This is a genomic window from Rhizobium deserti, from assembly GCF_004358025.1.
In the GTDB taxonomy this organism is placed as follows: Bacteria; Pseudomonadota; Alphaproteobacteria; order Rhizobiales; family Rhizobiaceae; genus Neorhizobium; species Neorhizobium deserti.
The window spans coordinates 75,109-101,310 of record NZ_SMTL01000006.1 but is presented as its reverse complement, the minus strand read 5'-3'; the positions used below and the strand labels follow the sequence as shown (position 1 = coordinate 101,310).

Below are 26,202 nucleotides of genomic sequence, written 5' to 3'. Positions count from 1 at the left end.
AGTCATGGCGGCAGCTCCAATACAACCGGGATCAGAGCCGGAGGGGGCTAAGGATCAGTCTAATTTCTATAGCTTTTTCCTTGCTAGCCACTAGATTAGGCCGCGATTCATTGGAGGGGCTGTCGTGGGAACTCAAGGTACCAATACTCAACGCGAAGATGCGGTTGCGGACGATCTCTCGATGCTCGATGCCTCGGCCGTCAAAAGCGATGATGCGCGTGCTCTGCTCGAAGCGCTATCCGCCATGAAGCGAGGCGACTTTTCGGCTCGAATGCGATCCGATCTCACCGGTGTGACGGGGAAGATTGCCGATACCTTGAATGAGATCATTGCCGCCAATGAGAAGATGGCGGCGCAGCTTGAACATGTCGGGCAGGTTGTCGGCCGCGATGGCCGCACTAGCACGCGTGTCCGCTTTGGTCTGTCGGACGGTGCCTGGGCCGATATGGAGGGTTCGATCAATACCCTGATCGACGACCTGCTTTGGCCAACCACCGCCGTGACCCGAACGATTACCGCTGTCGCCAAGGGCGATCTCCTGCAGACGGTTCCGCTCGACGTCGACGGACGACCGCTGAAAGGCGAGTTCCTGCGTTCCGCCGATATCGTCAACACGATGATCAAGCAGCTCAGCGTCTTCACCTCCGAAGTGACCCGCGTGGCGCGCGAAGTTGGTACAGACGGCAAGTTGGGTGGCCAGGCACAGGTTCCAGAAGTGACGGGCGTCTGGAAGGACCTTACCGAAAGCGTCAACTCCATGGCCTCCAACCTGACGGCGCAGGTCAGAAATATCGCCGACGTGACGATCGCGGTGGCCAACGGCGACTTGTCGAAGAAGATCACCGTCGATGTGCGCGGCGAAATCCTGCAGCTGAAGGAAGCCATCAACACCATGGTGGACCAGCTGCGGTCCTTCGCATCGGAAGTGACGCGCGTGGCCCGGGAGGTCGGAACGGAAGGCAAACTCGGCGGGCAGGCGCTGGTGCCAGGCGTAGCCGGGACCTGGAAGGATTTGACCGACTCGGTCAACGCCATGTGCGGCAACCTGACCGCACAGGTTCGTAACATTGCACAGGTGACCACCGCGGTCGCCCGCGGCGACCTTTCCCGCAAGATTACTGTCGACGTGTCCGGGGAGATCCTGGAGCTGAAGGAAACCATCAATACGATGGTGGATCAGCTGAACGGCTTTGCAGGGGAAGTGACGCGCGTGGCGCGCGAGGTTGGCACAGAAGGTCGGCTTGGCGGTCAGGCTCAGGTGCCCGGCGTCGCCGGCACCTGGAAGGACCTGACCGACAACGTCAATTCCATGGCCTCCAACCTCACCGCGCAGGTACGCAACATTGCCGAAGTGTCGACTGCGATCGCCAATGGCGACTTGTCGAAGAAGATTACCGTGACGGTGTCGGGTGAAATCCTGGAACTGAAGGAAACCATCAACACGATGGTCGACCAGCTGAACGCCTTTGCCTCGGAAGTGACGCGCGTTGCCCGCGAGGTGGGCACGGAAGGGCGGCTTGGCGGACAGGCCAATGTTCGAGGCGTCGCCGGCACTTGGAAGGATTTGACCGAAAACGTCAACTCCATGGCGGGTAACTTGACAGCCCAGGTCAGAAACATTGCCGAAGTCTCGACCGCGATTGCCACAGGTGACCTTTCGAAAAAGATCACCGTCGACGTGAAGGGCGAGATCCTCGAGCTGAAAGAAACCATCAATACGATGGTGGATCAGCTCAACGCTTTTGCTTCGGAAGTGACACGTGTGGCCCGTGAAGTGGGCACCGAAGGACGACTCGGTGGCCAGGCGAATGTCCGAGGTGTCGCCGGCACATGGAAGGATCTGACGGATTCCGTTAACTCCATGGCGTCCAACCTGACGGGCCAAGTGCGAAACATCGCCGAAGTGGCGACGGCCGTGGCGCAGGGCGACCTGTCGAAGAAGATTACGGTGACGGTATCGGGTGAAATTCTTGAGCTGAAGGAAACCATCAACACAATGGTGGATCAGCTCAATGGCTTTGCGGGAGAAGTGACGCGCGTCGCGCGCGAAGTGGGTACGGAAGGACGGCTTGGCGGCCAGGCGAACGTGCTTGGCGTCGCCGGCACCTGGAAGGACCTGACAGATTCAGTCAATTCCATGGCCGGTAACCTGACTGCGCAGGTGCGAAACATTGCCGAAGTCTCGACCGCGATCGCCAATGGCGACCTGTCGCGCAAGATCACCGTCGACGTGAAGGGCGAAATCCTGCAGCTGAAGGAAACTCTCAACACGATGGTGGACCAGCTGAACCGGTTTGCCTCGGAAGTGACGCGCGTGGCTCGCGAAGTGGGTACCGAAGGCAAGCTCGGTGGCCAGGCGCAGGTTCCGGGTGTGGCCGGTACCTGGAAGGATCTGACCGAAAACGTCAACTCCATGGCGTCGAACCTGACGGGACAGGTGCGAAACATCGCCGAAGTCACCACGGCCGTGGCGCGAGGCGACCTATCGCGCAAGATTACCGTCGATGTGAAGGGCGAAATTCTTGAGCTGAAGAACACCATCAATACGATGGTGGATCAGCTGAACGCCTTTGCTGGCGAGGTGACGCGCGTGGCGCGTGAAGTGGGTACTGAAGGCAAGCTGGGGGGGCAAGCTCAGGTTCCCGGCGTCGCAGGCACTTGGAAGGATCTAACCGACAGCGTCAACTCTATGGCCGGCAACCTGACCGCGCAGGTCCGTAACATCGCCGAAGTGGCGACCGCGATTGCCAACGGCGACCTTTCGCGCAAGATCACCGTGGACGTCCGTGGCGAGATCCTGTTGCTTAAGGACACCCTTAATACGATGGTGGACCAGCTGCGTTCCTTTGCCGGCGAAGTGACCCGCGTGGCACGCGAAGTGGGTACCGATGGCCGTCTTGGCGGCCAGGCGGTGGTGCCCGGCGTGGCCGGCACCTGGAAGGATCTGACAGACAACGTCAACCTGCTCGCCGCAAACCTGACGACCCAGGTGCGAAACATCGCCGAAGTCACAACCGCCGTGGCGCGAGGCGACCTGTCGCGCAAGATCACCGTCGACGTGAAGGGCGAAATCCTCGAGCTGAAGAACACCATCAACACCATGGTGGACCAGCTCAACGCCTTTGCCGGCGAAGTGACGCGCGTGGCCCGCGAAGTCGGCACGGAAGGCAAGCTAGGCGGCCAGGCGCAGGTTCCGGGCGTCGCCGGTACCTGGAAGGACCTGACCGATACCGTCAACGTCATGGCGGCCAACCTGACCGAACAGGTACGCGGTATCGTCAAGGTCGTGACGGCCGTGGCCAATGGCGATTTGAAGCAGAACCTCACCGTCGCCTCCAAGGGCGAGGTGGCGGCGCTTGCCGAGACCATCAACAACATGACCAATACGCTGGCTACCTTTGCCGATCAGGTGACCACCGTTGCCCGCGAAGTGGGGGTTGAAGGCAGGCTCGGCGGCCAGGCAAACGTGCCGGGCACTGCCGGCACGTGGAAGGACCTGACCGGCAACGTCAACCTTCTGGCTGCAAACCTGACGACCCAGGTTCGCGCCATCGCCGAAGTGGCGACGGCCGTTACCAAGGGCGACCTAACCCGATCGATCCAGGTCGAGGCGCGCGGCGAAGTGGCCGAGCTCAAAGACAACATCAATACGATGATCGACAACCTGCGCCTGACGACCGATCAGAATACCGAGCAGGATTGGCTGAAGACCAATCTGGCACGGTTCACCAACATGCTGCAGGGGCAGCGGGATCTGACCGTCGTCGGCCGGATGCTGCTGTCGGAACTGGCGCCGCTCGTCGGTGCGCATCAGGGCGTGATCTATCAGGTGGATGGTGACGAGCGTCAGCCGACGCTGTCGCTGCTGTCGACCTATGCCCACGGCATCGAAGCAAGTCATCCCGCGCGTCTGGAATTCGGCCAGGGACTGGTCGGTCAATGTGCCATCGACGCGCGCCGGATCTTGATCACGGAGCTTCCCGACAACGTCGTACCGATTAACTCCGCGGTTTTCTCCGCTGTTCCCAAGAGCGCCATCGTTCTGCCGGTTCACTTCGAAGGGCAAGTGAAGGCGGTCATCGAACTTGCCTCGGCTGGCCAGTTCACCGAATTGCAGCTTTCCTTCCTCGACCAGCTGACCACCTCGATCGGCATCGTCCTGAACTCGATCGAAGCAACCATGCAGACCGAGGGCCTTCTGAAGCAATCGCAGCAGCTGGCGACCGAGCTTCAGACCCAGCAGCGGGAGTTGCAGCAGACCAACGAACAGCTCGAACAGAAGGCGCAGCAGCTCGAAGAGCGAAACGTCGAAGTCGAGGCGAAGAACCAGGAAATCGAGCAGGCGCGTCGCGCACTCGAAGAGAAGGCAACCGAACTTGCACTGACATCTAAGTACAAGTCGGAGTTCCTGGCCAACATGTCGCACGAGCTGCGCACGCCGCTGAACTCGATCCTCATTCTCGGCCAGCAACTAGGGGAAAACCCTGACGGCAACCTGTCAAACAAGCAGGTCGAGTTTGCAAAGACAATCCATGGCGCGGGAACCGATCTTCTCAACCTGATCAGCGATATCCTTGACCTTTCCAAGATCGAGTCAGGCACGGTCTCGGTCGATGCCGAGGAGATCTTCATCAACAACCTTCTCGAGGTCATGTCCCGGCCGTTCCGGCACGAGGCCGAAAACCGCAGCCTGGCGTTCTCGCTGGATATTGGCCCGGATGTGGCGCGCAGCATCATCACGGACTCCAAGCGCCTCCAGCAAATCCTCAAGAACCTTTTGTCCAATGCCTTCAAATTTACGGCCGAGGGTGGCGTGACCCTTAGAGTGGCGTCGGCCACATCAGGATGGTCTGTCGATCATCCTTCCCTCAAGCATGCGCCCTCCGTCATCGCCTTCGAGGTTACCGATACCGGTATCGGCATCCCGCCGGAAAAGCAGAGGATCATCTTCGAAGCTTTCCAGCAGGCCGACGCTTCCACAAGCCGTAAATATGGCGGTACGGGCCTTGGCCTTGCCATCAGTCGCGAACTTGCAAATCTTCTGGGCGGCGAAATCCAGCTTCGCAGTACGCCGGGCATGGGAAGCACCTTTGTGCTCTACCTGCCGCTGACCTATATCGGTGCCGGTTCGGGCACTGCCAAGCTTCCTCCGGCGCACAACAATGTCGTGCAGTTGGCCGAGGTGGTGGCGACCCGGCTGGCGGACAAACCGACAGAACAGGTCGAGGACGATCGCGCTGATATCCGTCAGGGCGATGCGGTGCTTCTGATCGTCGAAGATGATGCCCATTATGCCCGGGTGCTCGTTGACCTGGCGCATGACAATGGCTTCAAGGCTCTTGTTGCGATGCGCGGCAGCGACGCCCTCAACTTTGCACAGGAATACAAGCCGGCCGCGATTTCCCTCGATATCTTCTTGCCGGACATGCTTGGCTGGACTGTACTTAGCCAGCTGAAGCAGAACGCAGGGACCCGGCATATCCCGGTCCAGATCATCAGCCTTGATGAGGACCGCCAGCACGGCCTGACCCGCGGTGCCTTTGCCTTTATGAGCAAGCCAACAACGGCGGACGGGCTGGGACGAGCTTTCGCAAAGCTTAAGAATTTCGCCGAGCCGCGCAGAAAGCGTCTACTTCTGGTCGAGGACAATGAGGCCGAGAGGCTGAGTGTGACCGCGCTCCTGGGGCATGACGACATTGATATCACGAGCGTCGGATCCGGAACTGAGGCCTTGGCGATGCTTAAGCAGGATCCGGCCGATTGCGTGGTTCTCGATCTTTCCTTGCCCGACATGAGCGGTTTCGAAGTTCTTGAAAAGATCCGCGACGATGCGGATATTGCAGAAGTGCCGGTCGTCGTGTTCACCGGTCGGGAACTCTCTCCTGAGGAGGATGCAAAGCTGCATACTATGGCGCGCAGCGTCGTGGTGAAAGGCGTGGAATCACCGGAGCGGCTGCTGGATGAGACGGCCCTATTCCTGCACCGAGTCGTCGCCGACATGCCGGCGACCAAACAGGCTATGCTGGAAGAACTGCACAGTTCAGACGAAGACCTGGTCGGCGAAACCGTCCTGCTTGTCGACGACGATGCCCGCAACATCTTTGCTTTGAGCAGCGTTCTGGAGCGCCGCGGCATGCGGGTTCTAACAGCGACAACCGGAAGCGAAGCCATCGATGTGATCAAAAGCGAGCCGGCCGTTGCGATTGTGTTGATGGATATCATGATGCCCGGCATGGACGGATATGAAACCATGCAGGTCATTCGATCCGAGCCGAAATTTCGCCGTCTTCCGATCCTTGCCTTGACAGCCAAGGCGATGAAAGGCGACCGGGAGAAGTGCCTCGAGGCAGGCGCTTCGGATTATCTTGCAAAGCCCGTCAATACCGAGCAACTGCTGTCTGCGCTACGAATGTGGCTGCACCGTTGAGGACATGGCTGTGACCCCCGTCAATATCCTTCTCGTCGACGATCAGCCGGCTAAACTACTGAGCTATGAGGTAGTGCTCCAGGAGCTCGGCGAAAACCTGATCAAGGCGCAATCGGGCAGGGAGGCGCTCGAGCACCTGTTGCGCAATGAGATCGCCGTCATATTGGTAGACGTGTGCATGCCGGAGCAGGACGGCTTCGAGCTGGTCAGCATGATCCGGGAGCATCCTCGATACCAGCATACTGCGATCATCTTCGTGTCCGCCGTCATGATGGCAGAACCGGATCGCCTGCGCGGATACGCGGCCGGTGCCGTTGATTACGTCTCGGTGCCGATCGTACCCGACGTGCTGCGCGCCAAGGTTAGGGTATTCGCCGATCTTTATCGCAAGACCCGCGAACTCGAAAGACTGAACGCGCAACTGGAGGATCGGGTTCGGGAAAGAACCGCTGAACTTGAGGCTTCCTCCACGCAGTTGCGCCAACTGAATGAAGAGCTCGAACAGCGGATCGAGCAAAGAACCCGCGAGCGCGAGGATGCGCTGGCACAGCTGTTTGAGGCACAGAAGCTCGATACGATCGGGCAGCTGACCGGTGGCGTGGCACATGACTTCAACAACCTGCTGATGGCGGTGCTCGGAAGTTTGAACCTTCTGAAGAAGCGCCTGCCGGCGGATGAAAAAAGTGAGCGGCTGGTGGCGAACGCCATCCAGGCAGCCGAGCGCGGCGCGGCGCTTACCCAGCGTTTGCTGGCCTTTGCACGCCGCCAGGAGCTGAAGCCGCAGGCGGTCGATTTCCTGCAATTGTTTGATAATATTCAGGATCTTCTCGGCAAGGCACTTGGTCCAGGCGTCGAGATCAGCAAGCAGATTCCTCCCACAATTCCGCCCCTGATGGTGGATAGCAACCAGCTGGAACTGGCCCTGCTTAATCTGTTCGTCAACGCACGCGACGCCATGGCCGGCGGCGGCACGATCACAATTTCAGCCTCCGAGGACGGAGCCTTACGGCCTAGCCAGCTTGCTTCTGGTCGCTATGTCAGGATTGGGGTGTCCGATACCGGCGAGGGGATGGATGCAGCCACGGCTGCCCGCGCCGCCGAGCCATTCTTCACGACGAAAGGCCTTGGAAAGGGTACGGGCCTCGGCCTGTCCATGGTGCACGGCTTGGCGGCACAATCGGGTGGCATACTCGAACTCAGCAGCGTGAAGGGGAAGGGGACGACGGTATTCCTGTGGCTGCCGGTTGCCGAAACACCTGTCGCGCTCGAACCGACGGTCCAGATAGCGCCTCAGGAAGTATCTTCGCCGGCTTCCAATGCGCTGAGTGTCCTTGTAGTGGACGACGACGCTCTGGTGAGCATGGGGACCGCGGCCATGCTGGAGGATCTAGGTCATGTGGCAACGGAAGTATCCTCTGCGGCCCAGGCTCTGCAGATATTGGGCTCCGGCGGCCATGTTGATCTGGTTATTACCGATCACGCCATGCCGGGCATGACCGGTGCGGAACTGGCGCGCTCGATCTTCTCGTCCTTCCCGGGACTGCCGGTTATCCTAGCCTCCGGCTACGCCGAGCTTCCGGAAGATCATGGGCTTGCTGACATGCTGCGAATGACGAAGCCATTCACGCAGGAACAGCTTCATGCAGCGCTGCAGCGAGCCACTGGCGATCGGGCCAGTGCGGCATGATATGACACGTCGGCCCTCCTGCTGCCGCGCTTTAGATGGCGCGGCAGACAGACGGTCCGCGTAAGTCTCTCGTTAAATCATGATCTCGCCGCCGGTTACAGGTATGACAGCGCCTGTCATGTAGCTGCCCAGCGACGATGCCAGCAGTACGTAGGCCCCCGCCAATTCTGCTGGCTGACCAGCACGCCCAATCAAAGTCTGCTCACCGAATTTTGCTGCTTTTTCGGCCGGCATCGTCGAGGGGATGAGCGGCGTCCAGATGGGACCAGGTGCCACAGCATTCACGCGAATGCCTTTCTCAGCGACCATCTCAGCCAAGCCGGCCGTAAAATTCAAGATCGCTCCCTTGGTCGAGGCATAAGCCAATAATTGTGGGGAGGGCTGCCGGGATTGGATCGAGGTCGTGTTGATGATCGCGCTGCCCGGCTTCATGTGCGGGATGGCAGCCTTGGCGAGAAGGAAAGGCGCATAGATGTTGGTGCGAAAGGTCTCATCCCATTCTTCAAGAGAGATGTCGGCAATATCGGCATAGGTGCGCTGAAAGGCGGCATTGTTCACCAAAATATCGATTCCGCCCAGTTCATCGACGGCGCGTTTTACCAAGTTGTTGCAATGATCTTCCGACTTGATGTCACCAGGTACAACGATTGCTTTTCGGCCAGCTTCCTCAATCCACTTGGCAGTATCGGCCGCGTCTTCATCCTCGTTAAGATAGGAGACCAGCACGTCCGCCCCTTCGCGAGCAAAGGCAATTGCGACTGCTTTACCGATACCGGAATCTCCGCCGGTGATGAGAGCAACCTTGCCGCTCAGCTTGCCGTCGCCTTTGTAGGAATGCTCTCCATGGTCGGGCAATGGCTGCATATCACTCGTCTTACCCGGTGGCTGCTGTTGCTGTTCTGGGTAAGGAGGCTGAGGGTAGTTGGTCTGTTCTGACATCTAGGCTGTCTCCACATGGTTGAGGAAGACCTAACCCGTGTGAGAGCCTACAGTTCCGCAACCTCTCAGAAGAGGTGGCAAGGCCTCGATAACTGCTACCCCAGCCTTTGGGTAGACGCTTCATTGTCAGCAGAAGCCGTTCAGCTTGCATTCGGTGTGCCCCGATCGACGCCTAAAGCTAATCTTCAGCAGACCACGGTCCTTAATCGTACAGGCTGAGGGTCGTTTGCTATCTTGTCGCCATGGTCTGACCTGGACAATGATCCAACCAAGTGGAGGCGCCGCCGCAAGGTTGTTTCCATCCTCGTGCGATATGCTGATGAATTGTCGCAGAACGCGGCTTGCCTGATGCTTGATTTCGTTTTGATGTTAGCAGTCAATCGATTGCCAAAAAAAGAGACCTGAAAGTTACGAACCTTTGGCCCTTGATCGAATGGAGTTGATCACCGTCCACAACCGCGTTCGAGACCGTAGGCGGCTAGCGACCTTGTTCTTTAGTCTCTGCAGTTGCAGGATGAACGTTCCTTTGCCTGTCAGCGGCACAGACAAAGCGTACAATGGTTGCGGCTTACCTCCAAACTGCTCTTTGTATGCAAGGTCTCCGATCGAAAAGTCCATCGTCGTTAGTCCCTGCTGCCTAGCCCACTTTATCACATGCGCGAGAACGGCCGTGCCCGGCGAGCAGGAAAGCCATTTTCCGTCTGCCATACTCACAATGACCAGATGGAAAGTGTCTGCAGTCACCAAGCCGTATGCGGTAGCAACAATCTCCCCGCCAACTGAAAGCCCAAAGACACGTGCCGGACTTTCTCCCGCAAGTCCCGCCGACGCCGCGGCCTTATAGAACTCCCGAACGTCTGAGCGAGACAGCGGGTCGAACCGACCGAGTTGGCGAAATCTTTCCAGCCGTTGAGCGACCATCACCGCCAGCAGCCTGTCAAGTTCTGCTTTTGTCGCGCCGATGATGAACTTGACCTCTCCGTGTTCCTCAAGACGCCTTCTTGAGGTCTTCAAGATACGACGCATTTGCCCATTTGCGATACGCTCAACAACCGAGGCGGGTGCTCCTTCGATCGCCACTGCAAAGCTCCTCATCTCGATCTGGCGAACACCGGGAGCGCAGGCAAGGGGATTGGTTGTCCCCCTCATTAATCTTGGTATCTGGTCGATATAAACAAGATCGGCTTTGGGAAGAACCCGCATGATCGCCTCCCACAACACGCCGCCAGCGTGTTCAGGAAAATCGTAACCTGGGATGAGGATTGGCATGCTGACGTCGCAAACGCCCAAACTAAGATATTCGACGGCGGAGTAGCCCGGCTTTTTGATAATAGCAAAAGGGATGAACATCAGCGTCCTGCCCGCTGCGATCTCGGTGATCTCCACGACAAAACCGCGAGCATTGGCAGGCGGGCAGAGATAGGCCTCGATCGCCTTCATCCAGCCGAAGTGCTGAAATGCCGTCGCCGGTCCCTGTGTTTGAAGCTGCTGCCACTTTTCTTCGACCGTCGTAATGTGATCGTGGCGGATCGCCGTAAATTCCACTTTGCGTTCTCGGTCTGAAATGGCTTCTGCTTGGCGCGTCATAGACAACCTCTACCCGTATTCTCTGAATACAGCATTACCTCCCACGATAAGCGAGCTGCATTCAACGAGCGAGCGCTTTCAGAGCCCGGTCTGAAGTTACGACTCTCTAATCATTTTGCAGGACGATGTGCTGGGTTCCGTCGGAATCATAGCAGCAGAGCATGGCCATGCTTTCGCAAGGAATAATGACAATGTTTCAGCTTGACGCGAATGAGGTGCCTGGACCGGGCCCGTCTAAATTTGCTCAACGTGTCACAGCAGCGGAGCTTGCACAGCGGCTTTGGGCCGCCAAACTTTGGGCATTGGCTGGTGCTATTTTGTTTGGCGCGGCTTGCATCCTGATAATGCCGCTCATCAAGCCCGTTTACGAGGCAAGTACGCAAATCTATGTTGATCCTCAAAATCTGCAGCTGCTTCGTAATGATTTGACCCCAGCTTTATCAGCGGGGGACTCAGGCGTCGTGATCGTGGAAAGCCAAGTCCGGATCATGCAATCTGCATCCGTCCTGAAGATTGTCGTCGAGAACCTGGGTCTGACAAATGATGAAGAGTTCGGCGGGAAAGGCGGAAAGGCATCCTGGTTTTCTTTTGGAGCGTCAAATTCCGCCCGCAACGATCCTGTTCAGGAAGCAGTTGAACGACTTTCCAAGAACATAAACGTGGTGCGTGAAGACCGCACCTACATGATCACAGTCTATGGCCGCAGCCGGTCGCCACAAAGGGCGGCAGAGATTAGCAATGCGATTATCCAAGCTTATCTACAACTGCGTGATAATCAGCGAACCGATCAGGCTAACAGCGCGTCAACCAGCCTAGAGGGTCGACTGGCGTCCCTTCAGACATCTTTGAAAGCGCGTGAGGACGCTGTCGCGCAGTTCAAGGTGGACAACCGTATCGTCGACACGAACGGGACCGTCCTAGCCGAAGGGCGCCTGGGCCAGAACAATGTTGCTGTTTCCGCCGCAGAAGATGCCATGAACAAGCGGAAGGTCGATAGAGACCAGCTTCAGGAGCTACTGGCGCATCCCGACCGATTATTGTCTTCGCCGATTGCAACGGCTTCTCCTGACCTTCTGCGGTTGAGAGGAGAGCTCCAGCAGTCGCAGGCAGATCTGTCGACGCTTGCCGCAACTTTGGGAGAACGCCATCCGAGGGTGATAAGCGCCAAGAGCAGAGTAGCCGCAATCAGCAAGTCGGTTAGCGGGGAAATGAGCCGGCTGGCGCAATATGCGGGCATTGAGTATGATCGTGCAAAGGCAGAGTACCAGTCGGCGCTCAAGTCGCTCGACCCGCTTATTTCACAAGTTCAGAATATAGATTCAGCTCGTATCCAGTTGCGACAGCTTCAAAGAGAAGCGGACAGCGCCCGTGCGGTTTATGAGGAGGCGCTGACGCGCTCTCGTGAAACACGGGAGCAGGGCCTTCTCAATACGTTGAACGCTCAGATAATCTCGCCTGCTTCCGCACCCATCCGCCGAAAGTCGCCACCTTCCTTCTCGGTGATGTTCGTGCTGTCCGTTGGGTTGGGCCTTTGCCTCGGCTGGTCGCTCGGGGTCGGTTACGGATACCTGCGCGATCACACTCCCCACTCGCACAGAAACGGCAATGATGATCACGCAGTCCATCATTCGACACCACTTCTGAACCTGGTCGATCGGTATGGTGGCGATGCACGACGAGCTTCTTTCCTGCATCGGGCGGACACATGAGCATGGAGAAAAAGAACCCACTTCGCAGAGAGGTATTGGGTGGTTTGGGTGCCGTGTCGCTGTTGAGTGCGGTTTCGTCTCATGCCGCAGACAAATCACTGCCACGGATCGAAATCGACGGTAACCGTTTTACCCATGCCGGTCGCGAGCTTCGTTTGACCGGAATTGCCGTTGGCGACCCGCTGTATATCCGAGCCAATCGCTCCGTCGAGGATTATAAAATCATAGCGGAAGAGTGGCGCGCGAACTGTGTGCGCATCAGCGTCTTGCCAGGGCATTGGCGATCAGACCCGACTGGCACCACGCGTGCATTGGAGCGGGATGTTGCGGCGGCACGCGCCGAACATCTGGTTGTTATCATCGACTGGCATGCAATCGGCTTTCCAGGCTATTACGAGCCTTTGGTTCCAGCTGAATGGGGCCTGCCGGTCGACATATCATTATCAAGCCTAAAAGACGCAGCAGGTTTCTGGCAGCAGATGGCTCGCCGCTATTCTGCTGATCCACATGTCATGTTTGAATTGTGGAACGAGCCTGTCGCGGAGGAGCGTCTTTGGCGTGCGACTGGGCAGCATTGGCCGATTTTCCACCGTGCATGGACAGACCTGATCAAGATTATTAGGAATGATGCGGACAATATCGTGCTATGTGCCGGTGGTTATTGGTCTCACGATCTCGTGGGTGTGCGCGATCTATTGATCGATGATGCTCGGACCGCTTACGTATGGCATTCGTACCCGAACGCAGAACGTGGCGACTTTGCCGCGCGGGTAGCCACCTTGGGTGAACTCCAGCACGTGAAACCGATTGTCGTGACCGAGTGGGGATTTTGTCCAGACTGCGAAGATGATCTGCAAGGAACAGTGGACGATTTCGGTCGTCCTTTCGTTGAAAATTTCCTCGAGAAATACGGGCTGAACCACACCGCCTGGTGTTTCAGCCAGGGCGCCATGCCCAATCTTTTGAACAAGGACGACCGACCGTCGGAATTCGGACTGTTTGTCCAGAAGACCTTGAGAAACGCCTATCGGTTCGATGCATGGAAGATCAGAACCTAGCCCTTCGAAAAGAGCGCGCCGTGCCTGAAAGAGTTTTTCGTCCATACAGGCCTGTTCTAGAAAGCATGGCCAGAGTTGATGCCATGTCCCTCCTGGGCTGGCTCCTCTTTATCGTGGCCACTCTCGCTTTCTGGACGCAGTTGCAACCCTTTCGCAGTCTTCAGGACTTCAGCGCGGTCCAGGATGCAATTCAATCCAACGATCTGCGCAAATACACGACGTTGATGATATCCGCCCTTGTTGTTGCGTTTCTTTGCGCCGATGGAAAGAAGGGTCACGTTATCGATCTGGCGAAGGTGCCGGTCATATTAGCGGTGTTGGGTTGGTCTGCTCTCACAAGTCTCGTTTCTGCCAATCCATCGCTGGCGTTGAACAGGCTGGTCCTGGCAGCCATCACAGTCCAGGTTGGCTATGCAGTGCCTCTGCTTTTTAGAGACATCACCAGCTTCACACAGGCGCTTGGCCTATGTGCGACGGTTGTCATTACTGCTTCCTATCTTGGAGTTTTGTTCGTCCCGGATCTATCGATGCACACGATTCGCGACGTAACCGAGCAGACACTTGCGGGGAACTGGCGCGGGATTTTTGGTCACAAGAATGACCTGTCCGCGATGGCGGCCCTGTTCATTTTTCTGGGTGTCCTCCTATCACGTACCACTAGCCCCCTCTGGGGCATAGCGATGGTCGCTTCTTCGGTGGGCCTGCTGATCATGTCCGAAGGCAAGACTTCAATTCTTATCACGGTGCCCTCGCTATTCGGTGGTATGCTGCTTGTTTGGCTGAGGTCACGCGCACTAAGCGCTATATTAGCCTACGGCCTCATTATCTTGATGGTCTTCTTCACGCTTGGAGGTGTGTTAGCTCCGTCGCTGGCAGGCTTCTTCAAATCGGTGCTTCCCGATCCGACATTCACGGGGCGAACGGATGCGTGGGAGATCGCTATAGAGGCAATCTCACGAGCCCCCATTTTCGGTTATGGTTACATGATCTTCTGGGATCTCGGGATGGCTTATGGAGTTACATCAGCTTCATCTTTGCCGACGACCTTTTCACATGCGCATAATGGCTTCCTCGACGTGTTCCTCTCCGGGGGGCTTCTGGGATTGGTGCTTGTTATCATTTGGACGGTGGTTCTGCCGTTCCGCCAAATGCGGAAGATCAAGGCGCAAATGAACAGTAGAGCCGAACGCGCTTTCTTGGTTTTTCTCACCAATATTTGGCTCTTTGGACTGATGAATGCCTCGCTAGAAGCGATCTTGTTCAACCGAAGCAATCCGATCTGGTACACTTTTCTAGTTGCCATCGGCTGCTTGCATGCCTGGTCGAAAGCAATCGGTGAGCGGCATGAGTAGCGGGATGCCGCGACGCGTTCTGCAGCTTGTTTCGCGTGACGAGCCGGGCGGGGTACAGGTCCTCACCCAAACCGTAGAAGCCGGTTTCAAGCCGTACGGAATCGAGGCCGAGACCATGGCCCTGATAGGAACCGGATCCCCCATCCAGCGCGTATCGCACCTAGTTTACGTCATCGGTCGGGTTTTCTCTGGAAATTATGACGCGATTTTTTCCTACCATGCAGCCGCCGGCCTGATCATGGCACTGGTTGGTCCCATTGCTGGAGTGCGAAACCGCCTGTCCCACCTGACTGCTATGCCAAGCGCGATCAGACGCCGGTGGCGCGTTATGGATAAGGTGGCCGGCGCATCGGGAGGATATACGCAGATCATCGCCAATTCGGCCGCGACTGCGGCAGCGTATTCCGACTTTCCGCCGGGTTTTCAAAAGCGTATCCGCACCATTCCGCATGGTGTCGTGCCGGTACCGGATGCAACCAAGAAAAAACGATGGAAAGATTTGTTGGCAATGCCTCCGACGGCTAGGGTTCTGGTGGCGGCAGGACGTCTTGCGCCACAGAAGGGCTATGAGACGGTATTGCAAGCGCTTCCTTACCTATCTGATGTCCATTTCGTTGTTGCCGGGGAAGGGCCTTTGCGAGGGGATCTCGAGCGGCTTGCACTCGAGCTGAAAGTTCGTGAGCGGTTTCACCTTTTAGGCTCCGTCCGGCGTGACGAGTTAGGTGACATCTTTTCTATAGCGGATGTTTACGTGTCTCCTTCCACTTGGGAGACTTTTGGTCTGGCAGCCGTCGAAGCGCAAATGGCTCAGCTCCCCGTCGTATCTAGCGACCTCCCCGTGCTCAGAGAGGTACTTGGCGCCGCGGGCGGAAAACGCACGCTAATGTTTCATCCTGTGGGGGACGCAGGGGCATTCGGCGAGTTGATCGAAAGAATGCTGGTAGAGCCGCCTGATGCTCAAGAGCTTGAGAATGTGGCCAAAGCAGCGCGTGCCCACTACGGAACAGACAAAATGGTCCAACGATATCTAGAGGCACTTCAATCGTGATCATCCGGACTTGCAGTGACGATCTATAGATCCGCCTGTTCATTGGCTCATGAGAAGAGTGCGCGGTTCAATCTTCGCCAGATTATCCCAGCGTCGAACAGGTCCCACCGTACAAGCAATATGCTCGCGACGGCTGCCATGAGTGCTAAGTTAATCGCTGCAGCAATGCCTTCCGGTAGTGCAGAGCGGACGAGCAGACCGGCAGCCAAGGTGCCAGCAGCCACGATAATAATGATGGACAGCCGGTTAAAATCGACTGGCATTGTTTGGCGAGTGCTCGGCGCGAGCAGCATGCTCAGCAAAGCTCCGATCTGAGCTAGCGTGAACGCGACAGCCGCTCCAGTTACAGCGAACAATGGGATCAGCCACCAGCTAAGGCCAATGCTGATAACGAGCGCTACGAGAGTCGAGACCAACTCTAGTCGAGCTGTCTTGGTAAAGTAAATTACCTGAGCGAAATAATAGGCTCGTAATATCAGGCAAGCATTGGCCACGGCCAGCCACGGAATGATCGACATGGCGCCGAGATAGGCTTTTCCCAGCAGAAGCGGAAACAACGATCCACCGAGAAGAAGGAAAAACGTGATCCCGAATGCTGCAAGAAATGAAATCGTTACAAAGGCTTTCGCCAGCATTTCCTTTGTCTTCTCTTCATCGCTATCCCCGTGACTAGCTTTGGCCACAGAAACATAGGAAATTGCTACACTCTCGCCGACTATAATGAAACTCTGTTTGATGAAGTCGAGGATGACGCCATAGGACGCTATTTCCGCAGGCCCGAAGAACCGCTCAAGTACAATGCGATCCACACTGGCGGCAACCGAAGCGGCGCCGCCTGCCAGGATCAACGGCCAACTATACAACCAGATTTGTCGGTAAGTTGCCCATGAGGGCCACTCAAAGCCTGCTGTCCAGATGGATCGGCGGAGCGCCATCAGAATCGGCACTGACGCCAATATATGTGCGACCGAAACGGCGAGCAGCAGCGAAGAAGCGGAGTGGAATATCCATAATGCGCAAGAGCCGAACACAAGCGTGAGCCCACTACGCAAGAATGCAGCCGTCGTTACTGGAATGACAAGAAGTTGGGAGCGACCGATTTCGCTTGTGACAAAGTAAACGGCCAGCCCAAGCAAAACTACGGCGCAACCGAAGCCGGTCGTTCCGGATATAAGGTTTATGGCTACCGCCAAACCGATCAGGCTCGCCCCCAGAATTACCGAGAGCACAGCCAGCACCACCACCGTCGTCGCAATCTTCCCGGGATCCTGCCGGGATTGTTGACCAAAGTGAGCACTTATCAGCCACTGGATTGCCAGACTGTAAACTATAAAGCCGTAAGCGAAGCTGATGAGGTACTGGCCATATACTTCTTGGCTCGAGAGACGGGTAAAGATGGCAATCGCCACGAGGTTCAGAACTGCAGATGCTATCCTCGAAACCAGATAGATTGACGAAAATAGATCCTTCACCCGGGTATCCCCAATTCAACATGGTTCCGTATAACAGGCAGGGCGGGGTTGCCAGTCACAAAGCCGACGTCTGCCAACTGACTAAGTTTAGGCTTAATGTGAGCGATAGACCTGAATGACAAATGACGTTTGTTTCCTGATACGCGCGTTTTCTGGCGGAGGAGCACAACGCGATGCAGTCCTTCTGGCAAACGGTTTGGCTGGCCTAGGCAGGTCAGTCAGCATTCTGGTTCTCGACGCGAATGGACCTCTTCGCTCGCTCGTTGATCCCCGCGTTGACATCCGGGATCTAGGCCGAGGCCAAAAGCTGAAAATGGCCTTCGCTTTACCAGCGGTTCGCTCGGCAATAGCGGATGCAAGACCTGCCGTTTTGGTCGCCTCTGAAGCGAGTGGGAATGTGCTTGCCGTCGCTGCAACACGGTTTCTTTCCAGCGAAAGGCGCCCCCGTCTTGTTCTGCGGGAAGTAGCGAGTCCTATGCAGGCAAAGACGACGGATCCATATATTCAAAACCGTTTGGCGTATCGCCTGGCACCTTGGCTTTATCCTAAAGCGGATCTCGTTCTCGCACTGACTGAGCCGGTGCGCCGTGACCTGGTGCAGCATTTCAGGGTACTGCAAGAGCGGGCAGTGGTACTTGGATCCAATGCCGTTCTAACCCAGTCCAAGGATGTTATACTGAATGCGTTGAACCGCGACGTCGAACCGGACCTTCTGGTTGCAGTGGGTAGATTGTCGAAAGAAAAAGGGTTCGATGTCCTTCTCAGCGCAGTTGCTCTCGTTAAACAAAATGCTCCGGTAAAACTGGTTATCGTTGGTGAGGGCCCCGCTCGACCGGATCTCGAAGCCCAGATCAAGACATTGGGTCTGAGAGATACCGTGCAACTGGTCGGGTTTCAAAACGACCCTGGCGTGTTTCTGCGGCGAGCAGCCATCTTCGTATCCGCATCGCGACATGAGGGCTTGGGCAATGCGATAATCGAAGCGCTTGCCTGGGGGCTGCCGGTTGTCTCGACCGATGCGCCTTATGGGCCGCGGGAAATCCTGCAGAATGGCCGGTGCGGTGAACTTGTTCCGGTTGATGATCCGGAAGCGCTCGCAAGGGCAATCACAGCCAATTTAGGGCGGCCTCATGATGAAAGGGTTTGTAAAGAGCGTGCCGCCGATTTCACAGTAGAGAATGCCGCTAAGGCATTCCTCAACGCTTTAAATCTTCAGGGAATAAGCTTTCATTAGTTGCAACAATGTACCTTAGGTTGCCGCCGTTATGGGCGGGGCATAGAGGGACGCGTTTGTTCAATGACTTCCGCTACAACTATAGAAAGCTTGAAAGACAAGTTTCTTCGCGGTCCTTCGCGCCGGATGTCACGCATCCTGCCATTTCGTCCATATAGGCTGGAATTGGATCGGCCGGTAGTTTCCTTCACATTCGACGATTTTCCGTGCTCAGCAGCCGAGGCTGCCGGACCGATTCTCGAAGATGCTGGCATGCGCGGTACCTATTATTATGCGGGTTGGCTTGCCGGCCGTTTTGAGAACGGGCAGAAGATCGCCGGCCCTGATCTTGTGTCCAATCTGTTTCTCAACGGTCATGAAATTGGCGCCCATACCCATAAGCATATCGACGTACACAAAACGCCGGGGCAGGCGCTGCTTGCGGACCTTGCGCAAAACAAAGCCGAGATCGCGCAGTTGACCGACGGCCGAGATCCTACCTCGTTCGCTTATCCATTCGGCAAGCTAGATCTGCGCTCGAAGTTTATCATCAGAAATCAGTTTGCTGGATTGCGCGGGATCCAAACCGGACTGAACACTGGCATTGTGGATCTAGCGCACCTCAAGGCCCAAGAGCTTTACGATTGCAGCAGCACGCTTGCGAGCATGGGCCGCGTTCTGGATCAGGCCGAGATAAAAAAGGCATGGGTCATCTTCTATACCCATGACGTCAAACCCGATCCGTCAAATATTGGGTGTTCGCCTGGTTATTTTAAGCAAATCGTCGAACTGGTACGCCGGCGGGGGCTGGAAGTTGCGACCGTTTCGGAGGTATTGGCGCGCATCAATCGGTAGCATCTCTCATGATGCTCGACGTCGGACAATGTCTAAGAAGAATGGCCGACCTTGAACTTCGAGGCCATTTCTATGACGTGGTGTTGGAACATCTGCCGTGCATGAGCCGGCGTGAGATTATGATCAGCGCCGTCGATCACAGTGACTGTGATGTTGTTGAATCGCTTCAAACCTCTACCGTCCACCCGAAAGTGGCGTGTCAGATTTTCAAGTCCAACATCTCCTGCGCTATAAAGGAGATCAACAGCAATGGCATTGTCGGACATACACTGGAAGTAATCGCCTATTAGCCTTTTCTCGCGCGGCTGAAGCAGTTGGGCAGGCAGCCGAGCCTGCAGACCGGCGGCGACCTTGCGGCCAATGGCAGTAGCAAAATTTTGTGCAGCTTTTTGGAGGTCTATGTCGCCCTTGATTAGGCGCTTGAAAGTCTGAAGTTGAAAGATTTTGCGGCCGTAGTTTTCGAGAGATTGTGGCGTCGAGACCAGATCATGCGGATTTTCCGGATCCCAATATAACGTGAAGGGATTTGCAGCGACGACACCCCCTAGTTCGTTTTCGCGCTGCAAGGCACTTTGAAAAGCCAAATAGGCGCCGCTGCAGCGGCCCACGACGATAGCAGGCGACAAGCCGTTCTCTCGGAGATAATCCAGCGCCGCTGAAACATCTTGGTTCTGGGTTTTATCGTAAAGAACTTGCGAAGGAGCGCCGGCTAAAGGTGGGCTGTCTGCGACATTGGCACAATCAAACCGCAAGGAAGCAATCCCAACCTGAGCAAGGTTTCTGGCAGTCTCCGTCGTGAGGCGTCCCCAGCCTGAGTGGCGATCATAAGCTGACCCTAAGAAAACCACGGTCGCGCTGGTACGCGCGCCGGTCGGGCGGCAGAGAACTCCATAGAGGCGATTATAGTCGCCAAAGCGGATAGGAGTTTCCGCAAAGCCGTTACCGGCCAGCGGGGAGGCCATGATCGCAGGTGAAGTCCATAGATCATGACAAGGGGTCGGCTCATTTTTCAGTCGATCGGCCCACTCACACAGAACCGGAATGACGTCGCTCGGAACCTGTGAGGTCAAAGGATTGGCGATCAACTCTTGATAACCGGAGAACAAGTGCTCTTCGACCTTATCCCCCCGAGAGCGAAGCTGAGAAGCAAGCTTCGCTGAATCAGGATCGATGCGGTTGAATAAAAGCCAGTTTGCTTTTGGTAAATCCTGCTCTTCAAGAAGGTTGATCTTGCGAATATCCGCAGCGATTTCGGCCGGCATGACGAGCCCGGCAATGGTGTATTGCCCCTCAAGGCGGTCATCATCTCTAAGGTTCGTATAGCTGTTGACGACTTTGGCCCAGATGCTGAGTTCGCGAAGGTGTTTGCGGCCATTTAGAACAGGTGCCAGCAAAGCGATGCCGTCAACGTTGCGCAGGCGCTTTGCAGCACCCAATGCCAAAGCTGTTCCTAGCCCTTGACCAATAATGACCAGGCGGCTGTGTCCGAGGCTTTCCAGATATTCACCAGCGGCAACAACGCCTCTCTCCCAGATGTCGAGGCCATCTTCGAAGTCTGGCGGATCCAGGGCATCCCCCGTGCCAGGATAGTCAAACCGTAAACTGGGGATGCCTTTATCCGCTAGATCCTCAGCGATCAGCCGGCGGAACTTGCGGGTGCTAAGCTCTTCAAGACCCCATGGGCTGAGGAGAAGCGCTGCAGTACCGGCATGTGCGGCGCTTCCAACTGGATGATATAGACCAATGATGTTGTCAAAGACAACTGGCGTGGATGCGGATCGCTGGTAAGACCGTATATCGGCAGCATCTTTCTTGTTCAGCAGCGCCGTTTTTTTCATCTAGGATCTTCTTGAAGCGGAACTATCGGCATCCAACGGATCGCGGCAGCATTAGCCATCAGTCCTTCACATTGTCCTACTATGCAGAGTTATCTTCACCGATGGTGAATGAGTTGGCGCATTCTCAGCTTCAGAATAGCAATGAGCCTACTGCTCGGCGTCTTGTCGTGCGCGAGCAGGCGGAATTGATTGCGATATACACACAGGGATCTTGGATAGGCTGATCAGCAGAAGCCGTTCAGCTTGAGGATTCGGTGTGCCTCGATCGACGCCTGGAGCTGGTCTTCAGCCGAGCGCTGTCCCTGATTGGCATCTGGATGATACATTTTCAGGCGCTCTTTGTAGCGACGATTTATTTCTTCAGGCGTCGCGTCTGCAGAAAGACCAAGCGTTTCGAACGCCTTAGCTTCCAGTACCTTCAGCTTTCGTGTTTGCGCCTCGACCCTTGCTGCCTGACGCTCGGCCGCATTCTTGCGGGCATTGATCGCCTTGGCAGAGCCAGACCGCTCATTGGATGGAAGCGGCGGTTCGGTAGCCTGGCGAACTTGGCTTCCCCAACTGGGCCTAGCGCCCGCCGCAGCTTCCCTCTGATAGCGCGCGACGTCAGGATCCGACAGATCCGGATTGAAATTATAGCCGCGATTGTATGCCTTGACGTGCTCCGTACAAAAGAAAAGATACAATCCTTCAGCATCTCGCCCAACAGGGGCACGGTGCGCGCCGCTCTTTTCGCAATCCTTCCACTGGCATTTCGGGCCCGAAAGCGGGGCGGCGGCAGCAGGTTTTTTACGACCGGAGCTGAGCGGTACGAATATTTTCGAATCTTGAGACATGGCGGCTATATGGACTCAGCGGCTCGCTTCGGCAAGAACTAACGATTGCCATCGGAAGCTGACGCTCTCATCAACCATTGCCCTTGGTGCTGAGGACACTCTTCGCAACCATCATGCTTGCGTAACATGATGGCGCCCGAGCGGCAGCATGATGGGCCGTCCGGATGTCGGATCGGCGATAACCCTGCTTTCGAGGCCGAAGACCTGCCGCACATTATCCTCGGTCAGAACGGTTTCCGGCGATCCCGAAACATGGACGCGCCCGGCTGTCATCGCAATGAGATAGTCGGCATAGCGTGCAGCCAAGTTGAGGTCGTGAAGAACCATGGCGATCGTGGTGCCGCGGGTCTGGTTGAGGTCTGTCATCAGATCCAGCACCTCGATCTGATGGTTGATGTCCAGAAAGGTTGTCGGCTCGTCAAGCAGCAGGACCTCCGTTTCCTGTGCAAGCGCCATGGCAATCCAGACACGCTGCCGCTGGCCGCCGGAAAGCTCATCGACGTTTCGCTCGGCAATGTCCCCAGTCTTGGTCACATCAAGGGCCGCCCTGACAGCCTCGTCGTCCTCCCGCGTCCAGCGCCCAAACAAGCCCTGATGGGGATGCCGCCCGCGGCTGACGAGATCGGCGACGGTAATGCCTTCCGGGGCAATCGGCGATTGCGGCAGAAGTCCAAGGGTACGCGCGAGTTCCTTTGGGGACGTCTTGTGCACCGATTTGCCATCGAGCAGTACCTGACCGGCCCGCGGCTTGAGAAGGCGGGACATTGCGCGCAGAAGCGTGGACTTTCCGCAGGCATTGGCGCCGACAATGGCTGTTATCTTGCCGGCAGGAACGGTCAGGTCGAGATCGTGCAGGATGTCGCTGTCACCATACCCGGCGGCAAGGCCGGTAACGATCAAGGAATGGGTGGTCATAAGGAGCCTCCGGCCCGGCTGACGCGTATAATGAGATAAATCAGATAGGGTGCTCCGAGTGCCCCCGTTATCACGCCGACCGGATAGCGGCTGGCAAGAAGGAACTGACCGGCATAGTCGCCTCCCAGAACCAGAACTGCTCCAATAAGAGCTGCGGGAAGAAGGACGGGCCCGCTGTCGCCGACGATGCGGCCGGCGATCGGACCCGACAGGAATGCCACGAATGCGATCGGGCCGGTTACAGCTGTTGCGCAAGCGATCAAGCCCACTGCCGTAACGATGATGATCATCCGGGTCTCGGATACTCGAACGCCCAGGGCCGCCGCCATATCGTCCCCCAGTCGCAACGCTTCTATGTCGCGTGCCCGGCTGAGCAACAGTCCGCCGCAGACAGCAAGTGCGATCGCCAACGTAGCGGACTGGTCAAGCTGCGCGCCGTTGACACTGCCTGTCAGCCAGCGCATCGCCTCCTGCAGGCTCCAAGCCGGCGCCTGCGATAGGATATAGGCGACAACGCTCTCCAGCATGGCTGAGACGCCGATCCCGACAAGGATGAGCCTCGTTCCCGCCACGCCGTTTCGGAAGGATAGTCCGTAGACTGCAAGCGCTACGCCGAGACCGGCACTGACGGCCAACACAGAGACGATCGGCCCCTTCAGCGACAGGACGACAATGGCAAAGACTGCCGCAGCGCTGGCCCCGGAGCTGATGCCGATGATATCGGGGCTAGCAAGCGGATTGCGCAGCATGATCTGGAAAGCGACGCCGCCCAATCCGAAACTCAGTCCGGCAAGCAGACCGAGCAGTGCCCGTGGCAGCCGGAGCTGCCCAACCGTAAAGCTTGCGCCGGGTACCGCCTCCCCCATCAGCACACGCAACACGTCGCCAGGCGGGGTGAAGGAATGGCCCACTGACAAGGTGATCGCGAAGATCAAGACGAGCAGCACGGCAAGCGCGCCCACCACCAGAACGTATTTTTTCTGGCGCCGGCGCCTGCTCGCTACGATGATCTCAAGGGTAGAGGATGTCACCATCAAAGTTCTCGGACCTTTTGGCGGCGGACGACCCAGATGAAGAAGGGTGCCCCGATGAGCGCGGTGATGATGCCCACATCGAGCTCCGCGGGCCTGGCAACGATGCGGCCGACGACGTCGGCTGCAATCAGCAAGCAGGCGCCACCCAAAGCAGAAAACGGCAAAAGCCAGCGGTAGTCGATCCCAACAAGAAGCCGGCATACATGCGGGACGACCAGTCCAAGGAAGCCGATGGGCCCGCAAACGGCAGTGGTGGCAGCGCAGAGGAGAATAGCGCCAAATGCCGCCGTGGCGCGTGCGACAGCGACGCGCTCACCAAGGCCACTGGCGAGTTCATCACCGAGAGCAAGCGAATTCAGCTTGCGAGCCGACAGCAGGCTGACGGCAAAGCCGACAAGGAGAAACGGCAGCATGGGTGAGATGCGCTCGAAGGTGGCTCCGCCCACGCCGCCGATCTGCCACGAGCGGATTCCCCCAGCGATGTCGCTGCGAGGTAGTACAATGGCGATGACCAGCGAGGAAAAGGCCACTGAAGTGGCTGCCCCGGCCAGCGCCAGTTTCAGTGGCGTTGCCCCACCACGCCCCAGAGAACCGATCGTATAAACGAAGACGGCCGCGGCTGCCGAGCCTGCGATGGCTGTCCAGATAAACGCATAAGCGGATGTGATATCGAACCAAACAACGCCGATCACCACGGCGAGCGAAGCCCCCATATTGACGCCCAGAATGCCAGGGTCGGCCAAAGGGTTACGAGTCACGCCCTGCATGACAGCACCAGCAAGACTGAGCGCGGCACCGGCCAATAAGGCAAGCAGCGTACGTGGAATCCGCAGGGCCACCGCCGCCTGACCGATCGTCTCGACATGACCCTGAAGCGCTGCGATGATATCGGCGAAAGCGACATCGCGCGTGCCGATCGTCACCGACAAGGCACATAGCACAGCCAGCAGCGCGAGCGTGACAAGAAGCCAGACGCTGCGGGTACGCTTGGCGATGCCCGGCATGGTGGGCCGGGCGAGAGTCTTCATCCGCGCAGGCATCATTCCGCTTTTTTGACGGCGTCGGCGAGCAGGGCGACGTAGTCCTTCAGGACCCAGGGGATGGAAAGTGGTGTCGGGTTCGCGGCCGTGCCAATTGGATTGCGGCCGAGCGTGATCAAGGATTTTCTCTGCACGGCCGGCATTTTTTCCATCAGGGGATTGGCTTCCAGCGCGTCGAGCAGCCTCTTGTCGCCATAGGTGACGAGAATGTCGACATCATCGAAATCGTCGATCCGCTCCGCGCTGACCGAACCGGCATATTTGCCGGGCGAGGACGCATTCACCACGCTCTTCGGCGACTTCAAGCCCAGGTCAGCGAAGAATTTTACCCGCGTGTCGTCCGTCGTGTAGAAATTGATGGTGCTGAGATCGGCGGCATTGAGATGGGTGATGAACATTGCCGTCTTGTCGCGCAGTTCCGGATGGCCTGCGACGGCTGCTGCGATCTCCGCTTCGATCTTAGTAATCAGCGCTTCGCCCTCGGCAGCCAAGCCAAGGCCTAGGGCGTTGAAGCGGATCATCGTGCGCCAATCGGTCGACCAGGGAGCGTCCGGATAGGCAACGACCGGAGCAATCTGGCTCAATGTGTCATAGTCTTGCTGGCTGAGGCCGGAATAGGCAGCCAGGATGATGTCCGGTTGCGTCGCAGCCACTGCCTCGAAATCGATCCCGTCGCCCTCGTCGAAAAGGATGGGCTTTTCGGCGCCGAGCTGCACAAGCCTTTCCGATACCCAGGGGAGGATCCTGTCGCCATCGTCGTCGCCGAAGTTGGCGGCCGCCATGCCGACCGGCACGATGCCCAGCGCAAGCGGAACCTCCTGGTTCGCCCAGGCGACCGTCGCAACCCTTTCCGGCTTCTTGGTGATGATCGTCGTGCCGAGCGCGTGCTTGATATTAATCGGATAGCTCGAGGATCCATCTGCCGCCTGAACTCCGGCGGCGGCGAAGAGGATCAGCATGCACGAGGCAGCAAATCGCATAGCATGATCAAAGACTGGCAGCATGGTGCAACCTCCGCCTGGACTATTGGTGACTTCCAGTCTCAGGTTCAGCCGCTATCGTCAACGCTTGCGCAGATACAGAGTGGAAGGAAGGCGAGATTTCCGTGGAAACCTACAAAACTGGGAAAACATACAATACTAGATAAGTTTACTCAAGTTAGGAGCGGTATGGGGTATGATGGGGCTTGATGGTG

17 protein-coding genes are annotated in these 26,202 nt (G+C 57.1%); 8 read left to right on the top strand and 9 right to left on the bottom strand.

Annotated elements, in window-relative coordinates; genetic code table 11:
- Window positions 1–181: 181 nt before the first annotated feature.
- Window positions 182–6,427: a HAMP domain-containing protein gene (locus E2F50_RS19060; RefSeq protein ID WP_133317898.1), complete on the top strand. Its 6,246-nt coding sequence runs from the start codon at window positions 182–184 to the stop codon at window positions 6,425–6,427.
- Window positions 6,428–6,437: 10 nt separating this feature from the next.
- Window positions 6,438–8,114 carry a response regulator gene (locus E2F50_RS19055; protein ID WP_133317771.1) on the top strand — a complete coding sequence of 559 codons (1,677 nt, stop codon included), beginning with the start codon at window positions 6,438–6,440 and terminating at the stop codon, window positions 8,112–8,114.
- 72 nt (window positions 8,115–8,186) lie between these two features.
- On the opposite strand, the gene E2F50_RS19050 is transcribed toward E2F50_RS19055, so the two are convergent.
- Both E2F50_RS19050 and E2F50_RS19045 read right to left on the bottom strand, forming a co-directional pair.
- Window positions 8,187–9,053, bottom strand: a complete 867-nt coding sequence (locus E2F50_RS19050) for an SDR family oxidoreductase (protein ID WP_161974248.1) — start codon at window positions 9,051–9,053, stop codon at window positions 8,187–8,189.
- Between the two features lie 408 nt (window positions 9,054–9,461).
- Entirely contained in the window at window positions 9,462–10,640 is a 1,179-nt protein-coding gene (locus E2F50_RS19045; protein WP_133317770.1) for a GNAT family N-acetyltransferase, read from the bottom strand.
- A gap of 191 nt (window positions 10,641–10,831) precedes the next feature.
- Here E2F50_RS19045 and E2F50_RS19040 point away from each other — a divergent pair, with 191 nt between their 5' ends.
- From E2F50_RS19040 to E2F50_RS19025, 4 genes are read left to right on the top strand one after another with little or no spacing between them, the layout of a single operon-like run.
- Window positions 10,832–12,349: a GumC family protein gene (locus E2F50_RS19040; RefSeq protein WP_161974246.1), complete on the top strand. Its 1,518-nt coding sequence runs from the start codon at window positions 10,832–10,834 to the stop codon at window positions 12,347–12,349.
- A gap of 2 nt (window positions 12,350–12,351) precedes the next feature.
- Window positions 12,352–13,407 (top strand): glycoside hydrolase family 5 protein, encoded by a 1,056-nt coding sequence (locus E2F50_RS19035; RefSeq protein ID WP_161974244.1) that lies wholly within the window; start codon window positions 12,352–12,354, stop codon window positions 13,405–13,407.
- Window positions 13,389–14,759, top strand: coding sequence for an O-antigen ligase family protein (locus E2F50_RS19030; protein ID WP_133317767.1), 1,371 nt, complete (start codon window positions 13,389–13,391; stop codon window positions 14,757–14,759). The genes E2F50_RS19035 and E2F50_RS19030 overlap by 19 nt, the downstream gene beginning before the upstream one ends.
- A 4-nt stretch (window positions 14,760–14,763) precedes the next feature.
- A complete protein-coding gene (locus E2F50_RS19025; protein ID WP_161974242.1) occupies window positions 14,764–15,807 on the top strand; it encodes a glycosyltransferase family 4 protein in 1,044 nt (347 codons plus the stop codon).
- A 47-nt stretch (window positions 15,808–15,854) separates the two neighbouring features.
- Here E2F50_RS19025 and E2F50_RS19020 read toward each other — a convergent pair whose 3' ends face one another.
- Complete coding sequence (locus E2F50_RS19020; RefSeq protein WP_133317765.1) at window positions 15,855–17,279, bottom strand: lipopolysaccharide biosynthesis protein; 1,425 nt, start codon at window positions 17,277–17,279, stop codon at window positions 15,855–15,857.
- 115 nt (window positions 17,280–17,394) lie between these two features.
- On the opposite strand from E2F50_RS19020, the gene E2F50_RS19015 reads away from it, so the two are divergent.
- Window positions 17,395–18,513 (top strand): glycosyltransferase, encoded by a 1,119-nt coding sequence (locus tag E2F50_RS19015; RefSeq protein WP_133317764.1) that lies wholly within the window; start codon window positions 17,395–17,397, stop codon window positions 18,511–18,513.
- 63 nt (window positions 18,514–18,576) lie between these two features.
- The gene (locus tag E2F50_RS19010; RefSeq protein WP_133317763.1) at window positions 18,577–19,347 is read left to right on the top strand and encodes a polysaccharide deacetylase family protein; all 771 of its coding nucleotides are present in this window, start codon (window positions 18,577–18,579) and stop codon (window positions 19,345–19,347) included.
- 32 nt (window positions 19,348–19,379) lie between these two features.
- Here E2F50_RS19010 and E2F50_RS19005 read toward each other — a convergent pair whose 3' ends face one another.
- The 6 genes from E2F50_RS19005 to E2F50_RS18980 form a co-directional block, all read right to left on the bottom strand.
- Window positions 19,380–21,185 (bottom strand): alpha/beta hydrolase family protein, encoded by a 1,806-nt coding sequence (locus E2F50_RS19005; protein WP_133317762.1) that lies wholly within the window; start codon window positions 21,183–21,185, stop codon window positions 19,380–19,382.
- Window positions 21,186–21,409: 224 nt separating this feature from the next.
- A complete protein-coding gene (locus E2F50_RS19000; protein WP_133317761.1) occupies window positions 21,410–22,018 on the bottom strand; it encodes a J domain-containing protein in 609 nt (202 codons plus the stop codon).
- Window positions 22,019–22,129: 111 nt separating this feature from the next.
- Entirely contained in the window at window positions 22,130–22,933 is an 804-nt protein-coding gene (locus E2F50_RS18995; RefSeq protein ID WP_133317760.1) for an ABC transporter ATP-binding protein, read from the bottom strand.
- Window positions 22,930–23,967 (bottom strand): FecCD family ABC transporter permease, encoded by a 1,038-nt coding sequence (locus E2F50_RS18990; RefSeq protein WP_425375400.1) that lies wholly within the window; start codon window positions 23,965–23,967, stop codon window positions 22,930–22,932. Before E2F50_RS18990 ends, E2F50_RS18995 begins: the two co-directional genes overlap by 4 nt.
- The gene (locus E2F50_RS18985; RefSeq protein ID WP_425375406.1) at window positions 23,967–24,971 is read right to left on the bottom strand and encodes a FecCD family ABC transporter permease; all 1,005 of its coding nucleotides are present in this window, start codon (window positions 24,969–24,971) and stop codon (window positions 23,967–23,969) included. Before E2F50_RS18985 ends, E2F50_RS18990 begins: the two co-directional genes overlap by 1 nt.
- A 35-nt stretch (window positions 24,972–25,006) precedes the next feature.
- Entirely contained in the window at window positions 25,007–26,011 is a 1,005-nt protein-coding gene (locus E2F50_RS18980) for an iron-siderophore ABC transporter substrate-binding protein (protein ID WP_425375399.1), read from the bottom strand.
- Window positions 26,012–26,202: the final 191 nt, after the last annotated feature.

Excerpts from the sequence above, each read along its gene's own strand:
- E2F50_RS19040 (WP_161974246.1), top strand. The coding sequence starts at position 10,832 with ATGTTTCAGCTTGACGCGAATGAGGTGCCTGGACCGGGCCCGTCTAAA.
- E2F50_RS19000 (WP_133317761.1), bottom strand. The coding sequence starts at position 22,018 with ATGTCTCAAGATTCGAAAATATTCGTACCGCTCAGCTCCGGTCGTAAA.
- E2F50_RS19060 (WP_133317898.1), top strand. The coding sequence starts at position 182 with ATGCTCGATGCCTCGGCCGTCAAAAGCGATGATGCGCGTGCTCTGCTC.
- E2F50_RS18985 (WP_425375406.1), bottom strand. The coding sequence starts at position 24,971 with ATGCCGGGCATCGCCAAGCGTACCCGCAGCGTCTGGCTTCTTGTCACG.
- E2F50_RS19045 (WP_133317770.1), bottom strand. The coding sequence starts at position 10,640 with ATGACGCGCCAAGCAGAAGCCATTTCAGACCGAGAACGCAAAGTGGAA.
- E2F50_RS19005 (WP_133317762.1), bottom strand. The coding sequence starts at position 21,185 with ATGAAAAAAACGGCGCTGCTGAACAAGAAAGATGCTGCCGATATACGG.
- E2F50_RS19010 (WP_133317763.1), top strand. The coding sequence starts at position 18,577 with ATGACTTCCGCTACAACTATAGAAAGCTTGAAAGACAAGTTTCTTCGC.
- E2F50_RS18990 (WP_425375400.1), bottom strand. The coding sequence starts at position 23,967 with ATGGTGACATCCTCTACCCTTGAGATCATCGTAGCGAGCAGGCGCCGG.
- E2F50_RS18995 (WP_133317760.1), bottom strand. The coding sequence starts at position 22,933 with ATGACCACCCATTCCTTGATCGTTACCGGCCTTGCCGCCGGGTATGGT.
- E2F50_RS19030 (WP_133317767.1), top strand. The coding sequence starts at position 13,389 with ATGGAAGATCAGAACCTAGCCCTTCGAAAAGAGCGCGCCGTGCCTGAA.
- E2F50_RS18980 (WP_425375399.1), bottom strand. The coding sequence starts at position 26,011 with ATGCTGCCAGTCTTTGATCATGCTATGCGATTTGCTGCCTCGTGCATG.
- E2F50_RS19050 (WP_161974248.1), bottom strand. The coding sequence starts at position 9,053 with ATGTCAGAACAGACCAACTACCCTCAGCCTCCTTACCCAGAACAGCAA.
- E2F50_RS19035 (WP_161974244.1), top strand. The coding sequence starts at position 12,352 with ATGGAGAAAAAGAACCCACTTCGCAGAGAGGTATTGGGTGGTTTGGGT.
- E2F50_RS19025 (WP_161974242.1), top strand. The coding sequence starts at position 14,764 with ATGCCGCGACGCGTTCTGCAGCTTGTTTCGCGTGACGAGCCGGGCGGG.
- E2F50_RS19015 (WP_133317764.1), top strand. The coding sequence starts at position 17,395 with ATGACAAATGACGTTTGTTTCCTGATACGCGCGTTTTCTGGCGGAGGA.